The sequence below is a fragment of the Aeromonas rivuli genome, from assembly GCF_000820045.1.
In the GTDB taxonomy this organism is placed as follows: domain Bacteria; phylum Pseudomonadota; class Gammaproteobacteria; order Enterobacterales; family Aeromonadaceae; genus Aeromonas; species Aeromonas rivuli.
Map to the genome: position 1 here is coordinate 1 of NZ_CDBJ01000019.1, position 16,357 is coordinate 16,357.

The 16,357-nt window shown below is 62.9% G+C and carries 19 protein-coding genes; 15 read left to right on the forward strand and 4 right to left on the reverse strand.

The window, feature by feature from the left end:
- The 10 genes from BN1130_RS02580 to BN1130_RS02625 all read left to right on the forward strand — a co-directional run.
- Positions 1–683: (2Fe-2S)-binding protein (locus BN1130_RS02580; protein ID WP_042040120.1), on the forward strand; the 683-nt coding region annotated here is incomplete at its 5' end.
- The gene (cobA, locus tag BN1130_RS02585; protein WP_232301915.1) at positions 680–1,465 is read left to right on the forward strand and encodes a uroporphyrinogen-III C-methyltransferase; all 786 of its coding nucleotides are present in this window, start codon (positions 680–682) and stop codon (positions 1,463–1,465) included. The genes BN1130_RS02580 and cobA, both read left to right, overlap by 4 nt.
- A 111-nt stretch (positions 1,466–1,576) precedes the next feature.
- Positions 1,577–2,158 carry an ANTAR domain-containing response regulator gene (locus tag BN1130_RS02590; RefSeq protein WP_042040122.1) on the forward strand — a complete coding sequence of 194 codons (582 nt, stop codon included), beginning with the start codon at positions 1,577–1,579 and terminating at the stop codon, positions 2,156–2,158.
- A 383-nt stretch (positions 2,159–2,541) separates the two neighbouring features.
- Positions 2,542–3,927 (forward strand): CmpA/NrtA family ABC transporter substrate-binding protein, encoded by a 1,386-nt coding sequence (locus BN1130_RS02595; protein WP_084218104.1) that lies wholly within the window; start codon positions 2,542–2,544, stop codon positions 3,925–3,927.
- Positions 3,928–3,948: 21 nt separating this feature from the next.
- Positions 3,949–4,881 (forward strand): ABC transporter permease, encoded by a 933-nt coding sequence (locus tag BN1130_RS02600; protein ID WP_042040125.1) that lies wholly within the window; start codon positions 3,949–3,951, stop codon positions 4,879–4,881.
- A 25-nt stretch (positions 4,882–4,906) separates the two neighbouring features.
- Complete coding sequence (locus BN1130_RS02605) at positions 4,907–5,728, forward strand: ABC transporter ATP-binding protein (RefSeq protein ID WP_157013867.1); 822 nt, start codon at positions 4,907–4,909, stop codon at positions 5,726–5,728.
- A gap of 65 nt (positions 5,729–5,793) precedes the next feature.
- A complete protein-coding gene (gene nirB, locus BN1130_RS02610; protein WP_042040237.1) occupies positions 5,794–8,340 on the forward strand; it encodes a nitrite reductase large subunit NirB in 2,547 nt (848 codons plus the stop codon).
- Complete coding sequence (gene nirD, locus BN1130_RS02615; RefSeq protein WP_042040128.1) at positions 8,337–8,669, forward strand: nitrite reductase small subunit NirD; 333 nt, start codon at positions 8,337–8,339, stop codon at positions 8,667–8,669. The genes nirB and nirD overlap by 4 nt, the downstream gene beginning before the upstream one ends.
- Before the next feature lie 151 nt (positions 8,670–8,820).
- On the forward strand, positions 8,821–9,912 hold the full coding sequence (locus tag BN1130_RS02620; protein ID WP_042040129.1) for a PfkB family carbohydrate kinase: 1,092 nt from the start codon (positions 8,821–8,823) through the stop codon (positions 9,910–9,912).
- Positions 9,906–10,814 carry a pseudouridine-5'-phosphate glycosidase gene (locus BN1130_RS02625; RefSeq protein WP_042040130.1) on the forward strand — a complete coding sequence of 303 codons (909 nt, stop codon included), beginning with the start codon at positions 9,906–9,908 and terminating at the stop codon, positions 10,812–10,814. The genes BN1130_RS02620 and BN1130_RS02625 overlap by 7 nt, the downstream gene beginning before the upstream one ends.
- A 72-nt stretch (positions 10,815–10,886) precedes the next feature.
- Here BN1130_RS02625 and BN1130_RS02630 read toward each other — a convergent pair whose 3' ends face one another.
- The 4 genes from BN1130_RS02630 to BN1130_RS02650 all read right to left on the reverse strand — a co-directional run bounded on the left by BN1130_RS02630 (position 10,887) and on the right by BN1130_RS02650 (position 14,079).
- A complete protein-coding gene (locus tag BN1130_RS02630; RefSeq protein ID WP_042040133.1) occupies positions 10,887–11,612 on the reverse strand; it encodes a carbonic anhydrase in 726 nt (241 codons plus the stop codon).
- Between the two features lie 721 nt (positions 11,613–12,333).
- Positions 12,334–12,552 carry a hypothetical protein gene (locus tag BN1130_RS02640; RefSeq protein WP_042040239.1) on the reverse strand — a complete coding sequence of 73 codons (219 nt, stop codon included), beginning with the start codon at positions 12,550–12,552 and terminating at the stop codon, positions 12,334–12,336.
- A gap of 29 nt (positions 12,553–12,581) precedes the next feature.
- A complete protein-coding gene (locus BN1130_RS02645) occupies positions 12,582–13,664 on the reverse strand; it encodes a methyltransferase (protein ID WP_042040136.1) in 1,083 nt (360 codons plus the stop codon).
- A 19-nt stretch (positions 13,665–13,683) separates the two neighbouring features.
- Positions 13,684–14,079 carry a hypothetical protein gene (locus BN1130_RS02650; protein ID WP_042040138.1) on the reverse strand — a complete coding sequence of 132 codons (396 nt, stop codon included), beginning with the start codon at positions 14,077–14,079 and terminating at the stop codon, positions 13,684–13,686.
- 51 nt (positions 14,080–14,130) lie between these two features.
- Between BN1130_RS02650 and BN1130_RS22070 the strand changes: the two genes are divergently transcribed.
- The 5 genes from BN1130_RS22070 to BN1130_RS02670 are packed head-to-tail and all read left to right on the forward strand — an operon-like array spanning position 14,131 to position 16,345.
- The gene (locus tag BN1130_RS22070; protein WP_157013868.1) at positions 14,131–14,364 is read left to right on the forward strand and encodes a hypothetical protein; all 234 of its coding nucleotides are present in this window, start codon (positions 14,131–14,133) and stop codon (positions 14,362–14,364) included.
- Positions 14,342–15,055, forward strand: a complete 714-nt coding sequence (locus tag BN1130_RS02655) for a beta-ketoacyl synthase chain length factor (protein WP_042040140.1) — start codon at positions 14,342–14,344, stop codon at positions 15,053–15,055. The genes BN1130_RS22070 and BN1130_RS02655 overlap by 23 nt, the downstream gene beginning before the upstream one ends.
- Complete coding sequence (locus BN1130_RS02660) at positions 15,040–15,798, forward strand: lysophospholipid acyltransferase family protein (protein ID WP_042040141.1); 759 nt, start codon at positions 15,040–15,042, stop codon at positions 15,796–15,798. Before BN1130_RS02655 ends, BN1130_RS02660 begins: the two co-directional genes overlap by 16 nt.
- A 17-nt stretch (positions 15,799–15,815) precedes the next feature.
- On the forward strand, positions 15,816–16,070 hold the full coding sequence (locus BN1130_RS02665; protein ID WP_042040142.1) for a phosphopantetheine-binding protein: 255 nt from the start codon (positions 15,816–15,818) through the stop codon (positions 16,068–16,070).
- Positions 16,071–16,096: 26 nt separating this feature from the next.
- On the forward strand, positions 16,097–16,345 hold the full coding sequence (locus BN1130_RS02670; RefSeq protein ID WP_042040144.1) for an acyl carrier protein: 249 nt from the start codon (positions 16,097–16,099) through the stop codon (positions 16,343–16,345).
- Positions 16,346–16,357: the final 12 nt, after the last annotated feature.

Genomic DNA, 16,357 nt, shown 5'->3' on the forward strand with positions numbered 1-16,357 from the left:
ATGAGGGGTTGCGGGAGGGGGAGGCCTTCTTGCCCATGCACTGGACCGACAGCCAGTGCAGCCAAGGCGCGGTCAACCGGCTGGTGGCCCCGCGCACGGATCCGCACTCCGGTCAGCCCATGTTCAAACAGGCCAGGGTGAGGCTCAACAAACAACCCACCCATTGGCAGGGCGTCTGGCTTGGCCAGCAGGCGCCTGCCGAGCGGGGGGACTGGTGGGCGCGCCGCCCTCTGGAGGGCGGGGAGTGCTGGTTGCTTGCCTCCTGGTCTGAGGGGATGAGTGATTGCTGGCAGCGACTGGCCCTGGATGGGCACTGGCTGCGCCTGCCCGTCAAGGGGGGTTGGCTCGCCATTTCCCTCTCCCAGGGACGGATCCAGAGCCTGCTGCTGGTCGGTGAGCGTTGGCCGACCCTGAAGGTTGAGTTGCTGGCGAGCCTGCTCGGCTTGCCTTTGCAGGCGGGGGCCCTCAGCCAGACCCTGAGCGATGCCTTTGCCGGTGACTCCCGGCTCGTCTGCTCCTGCTTCCGGGTGACGGAGGCGCGCATCGTCAACGCCATCCGCGAGCAGGGGGTGAGTGAACTGGCGGGGCTGCAGGGGTTGCTTCAGTGCGGCAGCAACTGCGGCACCTGTCTGCCAGAGATTGACAAGCTATTGATACAACACCGCTTCCTGGAGTCAGCATGATGAAACACTATCCGGAACAGACCGCCGTTCACATCGCTCTGGTGGGGGCAGGCCCTGGCCCTCTCGAGTTGTTGACCCTGAGGGCCTTGCGCCGCATCGAAGCGGCCGAGGTGGTGGTTTACGACCGCCTGGTGGGGGCCGAGATCCTCGCCATCATACCGGTCGGTGCGGCCCGCTTCGATGTGGGCAAGCGCTGTGGCGAGCCCAGCCCGAGCCAGCAGGAGATCAATGCCCTGCTGCTGGCGCTGGCGCGTACCGGCAAGCGAGTGGTGCGGCTCAAGGGGGGGGATCCGCTCATCTTCGGCCGGGGAGGGGAGGAGGCCCTCTATCTGGCCCATCACGGTTTTCGAGCCGAGCTGGTGCCCGGGATCACGGCGGCGCTCGGCTGCGCTGCCAGCACGACCATCCCCTTGACCCACCGGGGGCTGGCTCGCTCGGTGACGTTGGTGACGGGCCATCTGCAGGGGGAAGAGAGCTTCAATGGTTGGCGCACCCTGGTCGGAGAGGGCCAGACCCTGGTCTGTTACATGGGGCTGGAGCAGGCTGGCAAGATAGAGGCTGGCTTGCTGGGGGCGGGCGCCGATGGGGCGCTGCCGGTGGCCCTGATCGTGGCGGGGTGCAGCGAGCATGAGCGGGTGATCCGCTGCCGGCTCGGTGACCTGGCCCGGGCCGCAGAGGCCCTGCGGGGCGCGACGCCAGTGCTCATCATTCTGGGAGAGGTGGTGGCGCTGCGTGATGAACTGGATCAACTGCTCACTGGCCTGGAGAGCCGGGTCGCCTGATCTACCCCTACTACCTAGAGCTGGATAATTTAGGGGTAGATTCAAACACTTGGCCCCCATGTTGCGTCAAAGAGAACCTGTTCGATGGATTGAACTGACAAGAGGTGAGGCATGCAACATCAAGGCGGTAACTCTGAGGGGCGCCACTCCATACTGCTGATCCATGCCGATGACAGGATACAGGCCAACCGGCTGGGTATCCTGGTCAGCCATTATGGTCACAGCCCCCGCATCCTGGATGAGCGGGGGTTGCTGGGCGGCAATATACAAGGGGACGGGCTGCTGATCAGCTGTCGGCGCTTCAGTGCCGAAATCAGGCTGGCCATGACCCAGGGGCAATTACTGCCCCGGATACTGTTTTGCGATCGTCTGACGGCGCAACAGCAGGCTGAGCTGCTGGCCCAGGGAGCCCTGGTGGTGCCCCATGGTTGCGGTGAGCGGGAACCTGTCGAGCAGTGGCTGCGACTGGCCCGCGCCCAGTTGGCCATGGTGCAGCAACAGCAGCAGGCTCAGGATGCATTGAAGGTGAAGCTGGAAGAGCGACGGCTTATCGAGCAGGCCAAGGGGCGCTTGATGCGCCACCAGGGGCTGGATGAGGAGGCGGCTTACCAGGCGATGCGCAGCACCGCCATGGCCCAGAACCACAGCCTGGCGGAGCTGGCCCGCCGTCTGCTCCAGGCGTTGCCCGCCTGAGAGGCGGCGTCACTCAGGCGACCCGAGCGAGGTGAGGGGGGATGGGTGGCCAACTTGGTGCAGATGCGCCGCGCTGGCGCACCCTGGCCCGACGCGCAGCCCCATTCGCCCGGTAGACAGGGCACGTGAGAAGTTGGCACGTATCCTGAATAGCTAATAGAGAGCAATAACAAGCCGGTGCCGCCAAGGGCGGACAGGCGCCAGGCCCTTCGGGGCTATCACCATGAGTGCTGGCATCATGAACGCTGGCACCATGAAAACTGGGCAATGTGGCCCCATCGACCATCAGGTCGATGGGGCCTTTTTTTTTGGCAAAACGGGGATGGCAACAACGCAACGGCGCGTGATGGCCAGACCCGGATGAGCGAAGTGAAGAGGTAACTATGAAGCCAAGAATGATGTGCAAAGGTGCGCTGCTGGCCATGTTGGCCTGGCCAGCCCTGGGGGCGGTAACGGCTGCGTCTGAGACGGTCGGCATCGGAGCCCCCGAGAAGGAAGAGCTCAAGCTGGGCTTCATCAAGTTGACCGACATGGTGCCCCTGGCGGTGGCCTATGAGCAGGGCTATTTCGAGGACGAGGGCCTCTATGTCACCCTGGAGGCTCAGGCCAATTGGAAGGTGCTGCTGGACAGGGTCATCGATGGCGAGCTTGACGGTGCCCAGATGCTGGCGGGCCAGCCCTTGGGGGCTCACATCGGCATAGGCACCCAGGCCGAGCTGGTGACCGCCTTCTCCATGGATCTCAATGGCAATGGCATCACGGTTGCCAACTCGGTGTGGCAGGCCATGCTGCCTCAGCTGGCCAAGCAGGCCGATGGCCAGGTGGTGCGCCCCGTCTCGGCCAGCAGCCTCAAGCCGGTGCTGGACCAGTACCGCCAGTCGGGCAAGGCCTTCAACTTCGGCATGGTGTTCCCCGTCTCATCCCACAACTACGAGTTGCGCTACTGGTTGGCGGCAGGGGGCATACACCCTGGCTACTATGCCCCGCTCAAGGGGGATGACTCGGGTCAGCGTCAGGGGGAGGTGCGGCTCTCGGTCACCCCGCCCCCCCAGATGCCCGCCACCCTGGAGGCAGGCACCATCTCGGGTTACAGCGTGGGCGAGCCCTGGAACCAGCAGGCGATCGCCAAGGGGATCGGAGTCCCGGTCATCACCGACCTTGAGATCTGGCGCAACAACCCCGAGAAGGTGCTGGGCGTCACCCAGGCCTGGGCCGAACGCTATCCCAATACCCATGTCCGTCTGGTCAAGGCACTGATCCGCGCCGCCCACTGGCTCGATGCCAACGACAATGGCAATCGCCGGGCGGCGGCCAAGCTGCTGGCTCGCCCCGATTACGTGGGGGCGGACGAAGGGGTGATCGCCGCCGCCATGACCGGCAGCTTCGAATACAACAAGGGCGACGTGCGCAGCCTGCCCGATTTCAATGTCTTCTTTCGCCATCATGCCACCTACCCCTACTACTCCGATGCCATCTGGTTCCTGACCCAGATGCGCCGCTGGGGGCAGATCCCCCAGGCGCAATCCGATGCCTGGTTCGAGCAGGTCGCCCGCGCCGTCTATCGGCCCGAGGTGTACCAGCAGGCGGCGCTGTCACTCATCGAGGAGGGCAAGCTCAAGGCGACGGATTTCCCGGCGTTTGCGACCGAGAGCGGTTATCGCGGCCCGCAACAAGGTTTTATCGACGGCATCGTCTATGACGGCCGCCATCCCAATGACTATCTGAACCACTTTGCCATCGGCCTCAAGGGCGATGAACAGGTGCAGTGAAGCCAAGGACAAGGAGTCTTCATGATGAAAGCGACAGCGATCGGGCGCCTGCTGGCCCCCTGCTTCGGCATAGTGTTGTTTCTGCTCTGTTGGCAGCTGGGGGCCAGTCAGGTCAAGACCAGTCTGGGTACCTTGCCGGGCCCCGGGGCGACCGCCAGCCAGCTCTGGCAACTGGGCCAGGAGCACCTGGCCGAGCGGGAGCGCGAATCCGGCTTCCTGGCCCGTCAGGCCAGTCGCAATGCCGAGCGGTTGGCGGCGGATCCCGCTGCCAGCATCAAGGTGAGAGCCTACCCAGGACGGGCGACCTTCTTCGACCAGATTGGCACCAGCTTGCTGACGGTGGCCACCGGCTTTGGGTTGGCGACCCTGCTGGCCGTCCCCCTGGGGATAGTGCTTGGCATACACCCGCAGCTCTATCGCATCGCCAATCCGGTGATCCAGCTGCTCAAGCCGGTCTCCCCCCTGGCCTGGCTGCCGCTGATCACCATGGTGGTGAGTGCCGTCTATGTGAGCCCGGATCCCTGGCTGGCGAAATCCTTCGTCAATTCGGCGCTGACCGTGGCCCTCTGTTCACTCTGGCCGACTCTGCTCAACACGGCGGTCGGGGTGAGCTCGGTGGACCCGGATCTCCATAACGTGAGCCGGGTGCTGCGGCTGCCCTTCCTGACGCATATCGCCAAGATAGTGCTGCCCAGCGCCCTGCCGATGATCTTCACCGGCATGCGCCTCTCCCTGGGCGTCGCCTGGATGGTGTTGATTGCCGCCGAGATGCTGGCCCAGAACCCGGGGCTCGGCAAGTTCGTCTGGGACGAGTTCCAGAGCGGCAGTTCCGCCTCCCTGGCCCGGATCATGGTGGCCGTGGTGACCATAGGTCTCATCGGTTTCGCGCTGGATCGCCTGATGTTGGCGCTGCAGCAGTGGTTGTCCTGGGACAAGCGGCAACTGCTGCGTTGATGGCCCTGACGGGCAAGGAGTCGTGATGAAAACCTATCTGGATTTGAGTGAACTCGGCATGTCGTTCACCACTGAGCACGGGGTCTTCGAGGCCCTGACCGGGGTGAACCTGAAGATAGAGAAGGGGGAGTTCATCTCCCTGATAGGCCACTCGGGCTGTGGCAAGAGCACTGTGCTCAATCTGGTGGCCGGGCTGCTGGAGCCGAGCCAGGGGGGCATCATCCTCGATGGCCGCGAGGTGGATGGGCCAGGGCCCGAGCGGGCCATGGTGTTCCAGAACCACGCCCTGCTGCCCTGGCTCAGTGTTCATCAGAACGTTGAACTGGCGGTCAGGCGGCGGGTAACGGGGCGCGAGGAGGTGGCCGAACAGGTGCACTACTTCCTCTCCCTGGTGCAGATGGAGCATGCCAGCCACAAGATGCCCCATGAGATCTCGGGGGGCATGAAGCAGCGGGTCGGCATCGCGCGGGCGCTGTCGCTCTCCCCCAAGGTGTTGTTGATGGATGAACCCTTCGGCGCCCTGGATGCCCTGACCCGGGCTCATCTGCAGGATGCGCTGATGGCCATCCAGGCTGAGCTTGGCAACACCGTCATCATGATCACCCACGACGTGGACGAGGCGGTGTTGCTGTCGGATCGCATCATCATGATGACCAATGGCCCGGCGGCGACCGTGGGGGAAATTCTGGCGGTCAACCTGCCCAGACCCAGGGAGAGGGTGGCCCTGGCCGACGACCCGGCGTACCACAAATTGCGCCAGCAGGTGCTGCGTTTCCTCTACGAGAAGCAGCGCAAGGTGACACAGCTCAAGACGGCCACCGGGGGCGTCATCAGACGCACCGCCTGAATCGGGACAAGGGAACAAGGATGAACGAGATGGATAAACAAAAATTGGTGGTGATAGGCAATGGCATGGCTGGTGAGATAGACCATCACTTCACCGAACAACCCAAGGTGGTTGAGAAACAGCAACTGCTGGTCGTCGGCAATGGCATGGTCGGTCATCACTTCATCGAACAGCTGGTGGCGGCAGATGGACTGGCCCGCTTCGAGGTCACCGTATTGGGGGCCGAACCCGATCCCGCCTATGACAGGGTGCATCTCTCCGAGGTGTTTGGCGGCAAGGCGCCCGACGCGTTGCGTCTCGCCGACCCGGCCTGGTACGCCGAACAAGGGGTGAGCTTGCGGCTCGGTGCCAAGGTCGAGAGTCTGGACAGGGCCGCTCGCCAGCTCTGCCTCGAGTCCGGGGAGCGCCTCGACTATGACCGTCTGGTGCTGGCCACCGGCTCTGTGCCCTTCGTGCCGCCCATCCCCGGTCATGAGCGGGCTGGCTGTTTCGTCTATCGCACCCTGGGGGATCTGGACGAGATCCGCGATGCCTGCGCCGCCGCCCGCACTGGCGTCGTCATCGGCGGCGGCCTGCTCGGCTTGGAAGCGGCCAATGCCCTGCGATTGCTGGGACTCAAGACGCGGGTGGTGGAGTTCGCCCCCAGGCTGATGCCGGTTCAGCTCGATGAGAGCGGCGGCGCCCTGCTCAGGGAGAAGATCCAGGGGCTGGGGGTCGAGGTATACACGGCCACCGCCACCGAGGCCATCGAGGATGGCGAGACGGCGCGCCATCGCCTGCGTTTCGCCGATGGTCAGCATCTGGAGACGGATGTGATCCTCTTCTCGGCCGGGATACGCCCGGCGGATGCCCTGGCCCGTCAGGGGGGGCTGAGGGTGGGTGAGCGAGGGGGTATCTGCATCGATGAGGGCTGCATCAGCTCGGATCCCGCCATCCTGGCCATCGGTGAGTGTGCGCTCTGGCAGGGGCGCATCTACGGACTGGTGGCCCCCGGTTATCAGATGGCCCGTGCCGCCGTGGCGACCCTCTGTGGCGGTGAGACCCGCTTCCAGGGCGCCGACATGTCCACCAAGCTCAAGCTGATGGGGGTGGATGTGGGCTCCATCGGCGATGCCCATGCCAGCAGCGAAGGGGCTCAGGAGCTGTTGCTGCTGGACAGGGTCAATGGCATCTACAAGAAACTGGTGACCGATGGCGAGGGCAAGCGGCTGCTCGGCGCCATCCTGGTGGGGGATGGCAGTGATTATGAGCGGCTGCTCCAGTACTACCAGAACGCTCTGCCCCTGCCCGAACCCGTGCTCTCCCTGTTGATGGGGGAGGGGGTCGAGGCGGCGGCGCCCATGGTGCTGCCCGACAGCGCCATCCTCTGCTCCTGCCATAACGTCAGCAAGGGGGCCGTGGTGGCGGCGGTGCGGGCCGGTAATCAGGATGTGGCCGCCATCAAGTCCTGCACCAAGGCGGGCACCGGCTGTGGCGGTTGCAGCAACTTGCTCAAGCAGGTGGTGGACGTGGCCCTGGCCGAGCTGGGGGTGGAGGCCGACCACAGTCTGTGCGAGCACTTCGCCTACAGCCGTCAGGAGCTCTACCACCTGGCCCGCGTGGGGGAGATCAAGACCTTCGATGCCCTGCGGGATCGTCACGGTCAGGGGCTGGGTTGCGATATCTGCAAGCCGACCGTGGCCTCCATTCTGGCTTCGCTCTGGAACGAGCACGTGCTGGAGAAGCCCCATCGGGGACTGCAAGATACCAACGATGCCTTCCTGGCCAACCTGCAAAGAGACGGCACCTACTCGGTGGTGCCGCGCATCCCCGGCGGCGAGATCACCCCGGACGGCCTCATCACCATCGGCGAGGTGGCCCGCAAATACGGGCTCTACACCAAGATCACCGGCGGCCAGCGCATCGACTTGTTCGGTGCCAGGGTCGATCAGTTGCCGGACATCTGGGGGGAGCTCATCGCGGCGGGCTTCGAGACCGGCCAGGCCTATGGCAAGTCGGTGCGCACCGTCAAATCCTGTGTGGGCTCCACCTGGTGTCGCTACGGGGTGCAGGACTCCATGGGGCTGACCATGCGGCTCGAGCACAGGTACAAGGGGCTCAGAGCGCCCCACAAGCTGAAGTTTGCCGTCTCCGGTTGCACCCGGGAGTGCGCCGAGGCCCAGAGCAAGGACATCGGTGTCATCGCCACCGAGCGGGGCTGGAACCTCTATGTCTGTGGCAATGGCGGCATGCGGCCGCGCCACGCCGACCTCTTTGCCACCGATCTCGATGAGCCGACCCTGATCCGCTACATAGACCGATTGCTGATGTTCTATGTGCGCACCGGGGAGCGCCTGCAGCGCACCTCGGTCTGGATGGAGAGCATGGAGGGGGGGCTCGACTACCTCAAGTCGGTGATCGTGGCGGACAGACTGGGCCTCGGGGCCGAACTTGAGGCCCACATGGAGTCCATTGTCGGCAGTTGGCAGTGCGAGTGGCGGAGTACCCTGGCCGATCCGGACAAGGTGGCGCTGTTCAAGGCATTCGTCGATGACGAGCCGGTTGCCACGCCGCCAAGGCGCGAGGAGCGTGGCCAGTGGGTCCCGGCGATCAAGATCAAGGAGTTGATATGATGCAGCAAGAAACCTGGTTGCCGGTCTGCGCCCTGGCCAGTCTGCTGCCCGGCCAGGGCCGCAGTGCCCGGGTTGGGGAGCAGCAGCTGGCGCTGTTTCTGCTCGGGGAGCGGGTATATGTGCTTGACGACAGGGATCCCGTCTCGGGTATTGCCCTGCTCTCGCGAGGCATAGTGGGGGATCTTGGCGGAGAGCCGGTGGTGGCCTCGCCGCTCTACAAGCAGCGCTATGCCCTGATGGATGGCCGCTGTCTCGACGATCCGGCCCTCGGGGTGCGCGCCTGGCCCACCCGGCTGGAGGGAGAGACCATCTGGGTCAAGCTCTCCTGAGCCAGGTCACCAACATGCAATCAGATGCGTCACCAGCACCGGGCCTGCCCGGTGTTTTTTTGTGCGCCACCCGACAATTCTGCACCGTCCCTCTTATGTCGAAACGTTTTCCTGTTAGCTTAAACAAAAGCCTAGACATGGATATTTGTCTATGACAGACCGTGAGCAAGAGATCCTCGCCCTGCTGCGCCAGGACCCCATGATCCCCCAGCAGGAGCTGGCGACTCAACTTGGTATCAGCCGCTCGGCGCTGGCCAGCCATGTCTCCAGCCTGACGCGGCAGGGGTTCGTGATGGGGCGCGGTTATGTGCTGCGCGAGGGCCCTTACGCCGTGGTGGTGGGGGGAGCCAACATGGATATCTGTGGCCAGAGCCAGGGAGCCCTGCGCATGGGGGATTCCAACCCGGGCTCGGTGCGCACCTCGGCCGGCGGGGTGGGACGCAACATAGCGGAGAACCTGGCGCGGCTTGGCACCGACACCCGTCTGGTGACGGCGGTGGGCAACGATCAGCATGGCCATCAGCTGCTGGAGGTGAGCCAGCAGGCTGGTGTCGATGTGCGCCAGACGCTGGTGCTCGACGGCAAAACCACCTCCTGCTACCTGAGCCTGCACGATGGCCTGGGGGAGATGAGCTGCGCCATCAATGCCATGGGCATCATCGATGAGCTGACCCCTGCCCGGTTGAGCCCCCTTGGCGGTTTTCTCGCTGCCGCCAACGTGCTGGTGCTCGACACCAATCTCGCCACCGGCACCCTGGACTGGCTGTTCGACCGCCATGGGGAGCAGGTGCTCTTTGTCGATACCGTCTCCGTGGCCAAGGTGGAGAAGATCCGCCCCTGGCTCGGCCGCATCCATACCCTCAAGCCCAATCGCAGCGAGGCCGAACAGCTGTGCGGCTTCGCCATTACAGGGCCCGATACCTGGCCCAGGGCGGCGCACTGGTTCCACAGCGCCGGGGTGCAGCGCCTGTTCCTGAGTCTGGGGGAGCAGGGCATTTTTTACAGCGACGGGGAGACGCAGGGTCACCTGCCCATCCTCGGTTGCCCGGTCAGCAATGTGACCGGCGGCGGTGATGCCTTCATGGCCGGCCTGGTCCATGGCTGGCTGGCCGGTAGCGACATGGCGCAAAGCACCCGCTTTGCCCTGGGTTGCGCCGCCCTCACCGTCGGTTGTCATGAAACTGTTTTTTCCGGCCTGTCCAAGGCCGCCGTTGAACGTGTTCTGGAGGAGTACCCATGTTGAACGCTTACCTCGATATCCAACCGGTCGTCGCCGCGGCCCTGGCCGCCGGCAAACCCGTCGTAGCCCTGGAGTCCACCATCATCTCCCACGGCATGCCCTATCCGCAGAATGTGGAGACGGCGCGCCAGGTCGAGCAGGTGGTGCGCGACAATGGCGCCGTGCCGGCCACCATTGCCATCATCGATGGCCGCCTCAAGGTGGGTCTGGATGCAGGGGCGCTGGAGGCGCTGGGCAAGGCCGGTCACGCAGCCACCAAGTGCAGCCGCCGGGACATCCCCTTCGTGCTGGCCAACAAGGGGCTGGGCGCCACCACGGTCGCCTCCACCATGATCATTGCGGCCATGGCGGGGATCCGGGTGTTCGCCACCGGCGGCATCGGCGGCGTGCACCGCGGCGCCCAGGAGAGCTTCGATATCTCGGCGGATCTGCAGGAGTTCGCCCAGACCCCGGTGGCCGTGGTCTGCGCCGGTGCCAAGTCGATACTCGACATCGGCCTGACCCTGGAGTACCTGGAGACCCAGGGGGTGCCGGTCATCGGCTATCAGACCGAGGAGCTGCCCGCCTTCTACATCCGCGAAAGCGGCTTCAAGGTGGATTACCGCCTCGACACCCCGGCGGCCATTGCCGAGGCGCTGCGCCTGAAGTGGGAGCTGGGACTGGCCGGCGGCGCCGTGGTGGCCAATCCCATCCCGAGTGAATTTGCCATGGCCCAGGCCGATATCGACAGCGCCATCAAACAGGCCCTGTGCGAGGCGGAGGAACAGGGCATCAAGGGCAAGGCATCCACCCCCTTCCTGCTGGCCCGGGTGTGCGAGCTGACCGGCGGCAACTCCCTGGCGGCCAACATCCAGCTGGTACTCAATAATGCCGCCCTGGGGGCACGCATCGCCGCCAGCCTGTAACGGCAGGTGGATGAATGCAAAAGAGGGCCTGCGGGCCCTCTTTCTTATTGTGCAAATCGGTTACATAAAACCTTATTGCAGCACCAGGCGACCGTTGAGGGGTTGCACGGGTCTGTTATTGGGGTGGTGCATCATGGCCTTGAAGGCATCGATCTGGGCTTGGCTCACCTGCACCGGCTGCTTCATCACCAGCCAGCGCACCCCTTCCGAGCAGGGCGGCGTGGTCAGCGACCCGCTGAAGCGGTAGTAGTCGCGCCTGGCGGGCAGTAGTGACTCGGCCGAGATCGGTTCCTTGAAGGCGTGGATCTCCCCCGCCTTGACTGGCAGGGTTTGCCAGGCCTGACTCAGTGCCGCATTGGCCTGACCTGGTTCGAACATCACGGCGACCACTGCCAGCTCCCCCTTGTCATTGGCGTGCACCAGGTGTCCCTCCAGGGGGTAGGACCTGCCCTCGATGAGGTTTTCGCTGGGGGCGTGGAAGTGGAACTGCTTGAGCTCGAAACGCATGCCGTCGAGCTCAAGGCTGCTGCCCGGGGCATAGTTGACTTGCACCGTGTGACCGTTGTTGACCAAGGTCTTGCCGCCCGGCAGGTAGTGGAACTGCAGTGGTGCCAGCTCGGCCTCCACCAGACCTGTTAGGTTGACCGGCGACTGGTTGTTGCCCGCGCACTGGCCAAATTCCGGGGTCAGGCTGGCCCATTTCGCCGGGCCGGCCTCACCGCTGTATTCCCAGTGCGGAGCTGCGGCGAAGGCGGTGGGGCACAACAACAGAGAGCAGGCCAACAGGGACTTTCTCATCATGCATCCTTATCTTGATTGAAAAGCGCGGCCATCCGTCTCCCCACTCGGTGAGGGGACAGCAGATGGCATTCTCTGGAATGCGGGATACAGAATGTCAGACCGGATATTTATTATTAAGGATCATTGCAGGCGATATTTATGATGCATTTAATATGAATCTAAATAATCTTAAGCCACTCCTTAATATTGAATGGTGGCTCTGTAAAATGAAAGCAATCTAATTAATTGGCTGGTATCCAAGATGAAATTTTTCATGTCCCTCTCATCGAAGTTAGGCTTTTTCTCCTCGCAAGCCTTCGCTTAAAATCTACCAAAAATATCGCAATGCATTGTTTTTATTGTAATTTTTTATTCCTGTTTTCAACTTTAACAAATGATTAATAATTGCTCCCTGGCAGGCTGAAGCTGCGATTGTTCGCAGACTCAAGAGCGAGAGTAAATATTGTCTGCTGGCGCTGGCCTTGCCCTGAACGGGTAATTGGGCCGATATAATTGGTCAGCCTGGTCAACTGCTGTACCGGGAGGGCTGTGCCTCAGGACAACAAGTCGGCCAGCCGGCTTGCGGACTACGCAGTAACGGTAGATGAGGTGAAGCAGCGGAGCGGGCTCGACGTCTGCGCCGAGCGACCTGATGAGCCGGAAGAGGCCATGGAGTTCAGGCTGATGGCCATATGGGCAGTGGCTCTCCCTCATGACAACAGGGGCCTCGGCCCCGTTGTCATTTACTGATCTCATCCCCGACCTGTTTGACCGCATCACGGGTGCTGTGGCCTATCTCACGGGTGACATCCCGGCTGGTGTGGCCAATCTCGCGGGTCACATGTTTGGTGGTGTGACCTATGGTGCGGCCCGCCTCCTTGATATCGGCGCAACCGGCCAGTACCAGGCCGGCGAGCAGCGCCATCAGGGATGAGTGACGCAGGGATAAATGACGCATGCCAACCTCCTCGCTAAGGGCTGAGGCCATTATTGCCCCTGAGGGAGCGGACGAGCAACCAGCAGGGTGTGACCGGGTCCCGGGATCTCGTGCTCGGCCTCCACATGGAAACCGGCTTCCCGCAGGCACTGGTACATCTGCTTGGAGTGGTAGAAGCGACTGTTGCCGTTGGCGATGGCGGTGAAGTAGAGGGAGGTGGCATTGAGGCTGAAGCTGGCCGCCTCGAAGCTCTGCCTGTCCCAGAACAGCTCAAGGATGCAGACCCGGGCCCCGGGTTTCATGTGTTGGCGAATGCGCTTGAGGATGGCGACTATCTGCTCGTGGCTGAAGCAGTCCAGGAACTGGCTCATCCACCAGACGTCCGCCTCACCGGGCAACGGGCCTTCGGCTTCGAGCATGTTGACGGCATGGCCGCTGACTCTGGCTGCCAGCCCGGCGGCCTCTATCCGGGGTTGGGCCAGGGCGAGCTGCTCGGGCAAGTCCAGTATTGTGACCTTGAGTCCGGGATCCCGGGCCGCGCAAGAGAGTGCCCACTTGCCGGTATTGCCGCCCACGTCATACAGGGTGCGCGGCTCATAGCCCAGCACATGGTCCTGAGCCTGCTGGAAGGCCCAGTCTGAGTAGAAGTGATCGAAGGCAAACCAGCTGGCCCGGGCTGGCTCCGGCAACTCGTCGAGGTGGGGATAGATGGTGGCCCAGTCGCGGTTGAACACCTTGAGCCCCTCGGGCTTGCCTTCCCGAATGGCATCGAGCAGGTGGGCGAGGGGTTGATAGCAGACGTGCTGGGTGAAGTCCATATTGACCCGGGTCATGGGGTCGTTTTGCAGGTATTTGCCCACTTTGCCGAGCACATAGCGCGCCCCGGCCAGATGGCAGATCCCGCCCCCCAACCCCATGTCGAGCAGCACACCGACGCCGTATTCACTGATCGCGCAGTGGCGGGCTATCTCGGCGGTGGTCGCGCCTTCTTTACCACGGCTCTCCAGGTAGGCGAGCACACCGGTTTCACGCAGGCACCAGCTCGCCTGGAACAACATGGGAGCGAAGGCGATGCGCTGCGCCTGGCTGATGGCGGCGAGGGCGTCATGTCCCTCGCTTTGGTAATGTTTCACAGGACTTGCCACTCCGGGGTTATTTATTATTGCTAGTGCGGGACAGCTCGATCTGGATGGCCTGGTTCAATCCCTGGATCCAGCGGTTATAACTGCGGTGTATGGCACCTTTGCCATCATCATCGAGATTGATGCTGCTGACATAATTGATGGCGTAGTCATGAGTGCTATAGGGAATATTGATCACCGCCTGATGTTGGCGCACATTCAATTGACCGCGAATAAGCCCTGGCTGCTCTTTTTTCATCACCCAGCCCTTGCTGAGACCACCATTGAGGATGGCGTTGCCGACCTGCTCTTGGGTCAGGGTGAAGTTCACCTGATTGGCTGGCAAATTATGCACCGGCTGACTGGTGGCGCAGGCGGCCAGCAGGGCGCAGCCGAGCAGCAAGGCGGATTTGGACATCATGTTCATTATTGTTCCCCGAGGTCGGTTTCTTATGAAGCGGGGCAATGAGACAACATAATGGCGTTATTTTCAATAAATATGACTGAAGACAAGGGCTTATATGGTTCGCATCTATTATTTACGGAAAATAATGCTATGATGGCCGCCGAATTAATGACAGGCATGAAACCAGCATTATTTCTCCATGTTTCCCGCCGGATGACAGCCGGCAATCTGATTAACCCAACTCATCAGCCATTGCGCCGCACCAGGACGGAAACTCGTCATCATGTTCTCATTTTCACTCCTTGATGCGCAGGCGCTCTCCCCCGGGCTGAACCAGGTCAGTCAATGGCAACAGTGGGCGGAACAGGGCCTGTGGCCCGATGCTGCCCTGTTGCCACCGACTCCGCTGCTGCCCATGATGATGGCCCGTCGCCTCAGCGCCGGGGCCCGGCTCGCGGTGCAGCTCGGCCTGGAGATGCTCGGTCGCCACGAGATAGACAACGCCATCTTTGTCAGCCGCCACGGTGAGCTGGCCCGCTCTCTCACGCTGTTGCAAGGATTGGCGGCGGCGAACCCCCTCTCGCCCACGGATTTCTCCATGTCGGTGCACAACACCGCGGCCGGACTCTGCTCCATTCAGGGCAAGGCGGCGCTGCCCATGAGCTCGCTGGCGGCAGGGGAAGGGGGACTGATGGCGGGACTGACCGAGGCGGTCGCCAACCTGCAGGCCGGTTACCGGCGGGTGCTGCTGGTGATCTTCGAGGGGGAGATCCCCGCCTTTCATCACCCCTGGATCCCGGCCACTCCCCCCTATGGGGTCGCGCTGGTACTCGGGGATGAGGAGCAAGGCGAGCGCTGGCACTGCGAGGGGGCGAGGATTCATGGCCATGCTCCCGCGCTGGCCCAGCCCCTGGCATTCTGGCGCGCGCACTTGTTGCAGCAAACGACATGCCTGCTGGAGGATGGACGTCAGGAGTGGGCATGGCGGCGCGGCTGAACCGGCTCTGGCGGCTGTTTGGCACCGCCCTTGGCTTCACCCTCTTTGGTTTGGGGGGGCTGCTGCTCAGTCTCTGCTGGTTCCCGCTGCTGGCGCTCTGCCTGCGCGGGGAACGGCGTCGCACCCTGGCCCAGGCCAGCATCAAGCAGAGTTTTCGGCTGTTTATGTCGCTGCTCAAGGGGCTGGGGGTACTGGATTACCGGGTGAGCGGCATGCCTCAGGATCTGCGCGGGGCCTTGGTGGTCGCCAATCACCCCAGCCTGCTCGACTATGTGATGCTGGCCGCCGAGCTGCCGGTATGTGACTGCATCGTCAAGCAAGCCTTGTGGCATAATCCGTTTCTGGGGGGGGTGGTGCGTGCCGCCGATTACATTCCCAATGTGGAGGCCGAGCGGTTATTGCCGCTCTGTATGGCGCGGGTACGCAGCGGCGGCCTGCTGCTGGTGTTTCCGGAAGGGACTCGCACCACCCCAGGCCAGCCACTGCACCTGCAACGGGGGGCGGCTCAGCTTGCACTGCGCAGTCAGGTGCCGCTGCAGCCGGTGCGCATTCACTGCAGTGAGCGCTTCCTCACCAAGCAGGACAAGTGGTTCAGGACACCGAAGCACAAGCCAAGCTTCACCCTGGAATTCCTGCCGCAGATCACTGCCGCAGAGGTGGTCGACAACGAACAGGGCAGCGCCCTGGCCGCCCGCCAGCTAACCCGATTTCTCACCAGGGTCCTGCAACCCGGGGCCCAATGACAGCGTATGGAACAGCAATGCAAGACCTGCAACAAGAAATAAAGCAACTCATTATCGACAGCCTCAATCTGGAAGGATTGACCCCGGACGACATCGACAGCCAGGCTCCCCTGTTTGGGGATGGTCTGGGCCTGGACTCTATCGATGCGCTCGAGCTCGGGCTCGCCATCAAGGGTCGCTACGGCATAGTGCTCTCCGCCGATGACGAGAATACCCGTCGTCACTTTGCCAGTGTCGCAGCCCTGGTTGCCCTGGTTCACTCCCAAGCCTGAGCCCGTCCCTTTTCGGAGAAACGCAGATGAACAGAGACGAGATTTTTACCGAGATCAAGGCCACCCTGGTGAAGCTGTTCGAGGTGGATGAAGGGGAGATCACCCTGGACGCCCAGCTCTATCAGGATCTGGAACTCGACAGCATAGATGCCATCGATCTGGTGGTGCATCTGCAAAAACTGACCGGCAAGAAGATCAAGCCCGAAGAGTTCAAGACGGTGCGCAGCGTGGCCGATGTGGTCGACGCGGTCGAGCGCCTGCTGGCCGATGCCTGATCCCAGGGTCAG

Excerpts from the sequence above, each read along its gene's own strand:
- BN1130_RS02625 (WP_042040130.1), top strand. The coding sequence starts at position 9,906 with ATGTTGAACGCTTACCTCGATATCCAACCGGTCGTCGCCGCGGCCCTG.
- BN1130_RS02665 (WP_042040142.1), top strand. The coding sequence starts at position 15,816 with ATGCAAGACCTGCAACAAGAAATAAAGCAACTCATTATCGACAGCCTC.
- nirD (WP_042040128.1), top strand. The coding sequence starts at position 8,337 with ATGATGCAGCAAGAAACCTGGTTGCCGGTCTGCGCCCTGGCCAGTCTG.
- BN1130_RS02670 (WP_042040144.1), top strand. The coding sequence starts at position 16,097 with ATGAACAGAGACGAGATTTTTACCGAGATCAAGGCCACCCTGGTGAAG.
- BN1130_RS02595 (WP_084218104.1), top strand. The coding sequence starts at position 2,542 with ATGAAGCCAAGAATGATGTGCAAAGGTGCGCTGCTGGCCATGTTGGCC.
- cobA (WP_232301915.1), top strand. The coding sequence starts at position 680 with ATGATGAAACACTATCCGGAACAGACCGCCGTTCACATCGCTCTGGTG.
- BN1130_RS02655 (WP_042040140.1), top strand. The coding sequence starts at position 14,342 with ATGTTCTCATTTTCACTCCTTGATGCGCAGGCGCTCTCCCCCGGGCTG.
- BN1130_RS02605 (WP_157013867.1), top strand. The coding sequence starts at position 4,907 with ATGAAAACCTATCTGGATTTGAGTGAACTCGGCATGTCGTTCACCACT.
- BN1130_RS02630 (WP_042040133.1), bottom strand. The coding sequence starts at position 11,612 with ATGAGAAAGTCCCTGTTGGCCTGCTCTCTGTTGTTGTGCCCCACCGCC.
- BN1130_RS02600 (WP_042040125.1), top strand. The coding sequence starts at position 3,949 with ATGATGAAAGCGACAGCGATCGGGCGCCTGCTGGCCCCCTGCTTCGGC.
- BN1130_RS02620 (WP_042040129.1), top strand. The coding sequence starts at position 8,821 with ATGACAGACCGTGAGCAAGAGATCCTCGCCCTGCTGCGCCAGGACCCC.
- nirB (WP_042040237.1), top strand. The coding sequence starts at position 5,794 with ATGGCTGGTGAGATAGACCATCACTTCACCGAACAACCCAAGGTGGTT.
- BN1130_RS02590 (WP_042040122.1), top strand. The coding sequence starts at position 1,577 with ATGCAACATCAAGGCGGTAACTCTGAGGGGCGCCACTCCATACTGCTG.
- BN1130_RS22070 (WP_157013868.1), top strand. The coding sequence starts at position 14,131 with ATGGCGTTATTTTCAATAAATATGACTGAAGACAAGGGCTTATATGGT.
- BN1130_RS02660 (WP_042040141.1), top strand. The coding sequence starts at position 15,040 with ATGGCGGCGCGGCTGAACCGGCTCTGGCGGCTGTTTGGCACCGCCCTT.
- BN1130_RS02640 (WP_042040239.1), bottom strand. The coding sequence starts at position 12,552 with ATGCGTCATTTATCCCTGCGTCACTCATCCCTGATGGCGCTGCTCGCC.
- BN1130_RS02650 (WP_042040138.1), bottom strand. The coding sequence starts at position 14,079 with ATGAACATGATGTCCAAATCCGCCTTGCTGCTCGGCTGCGCCCTGCTG.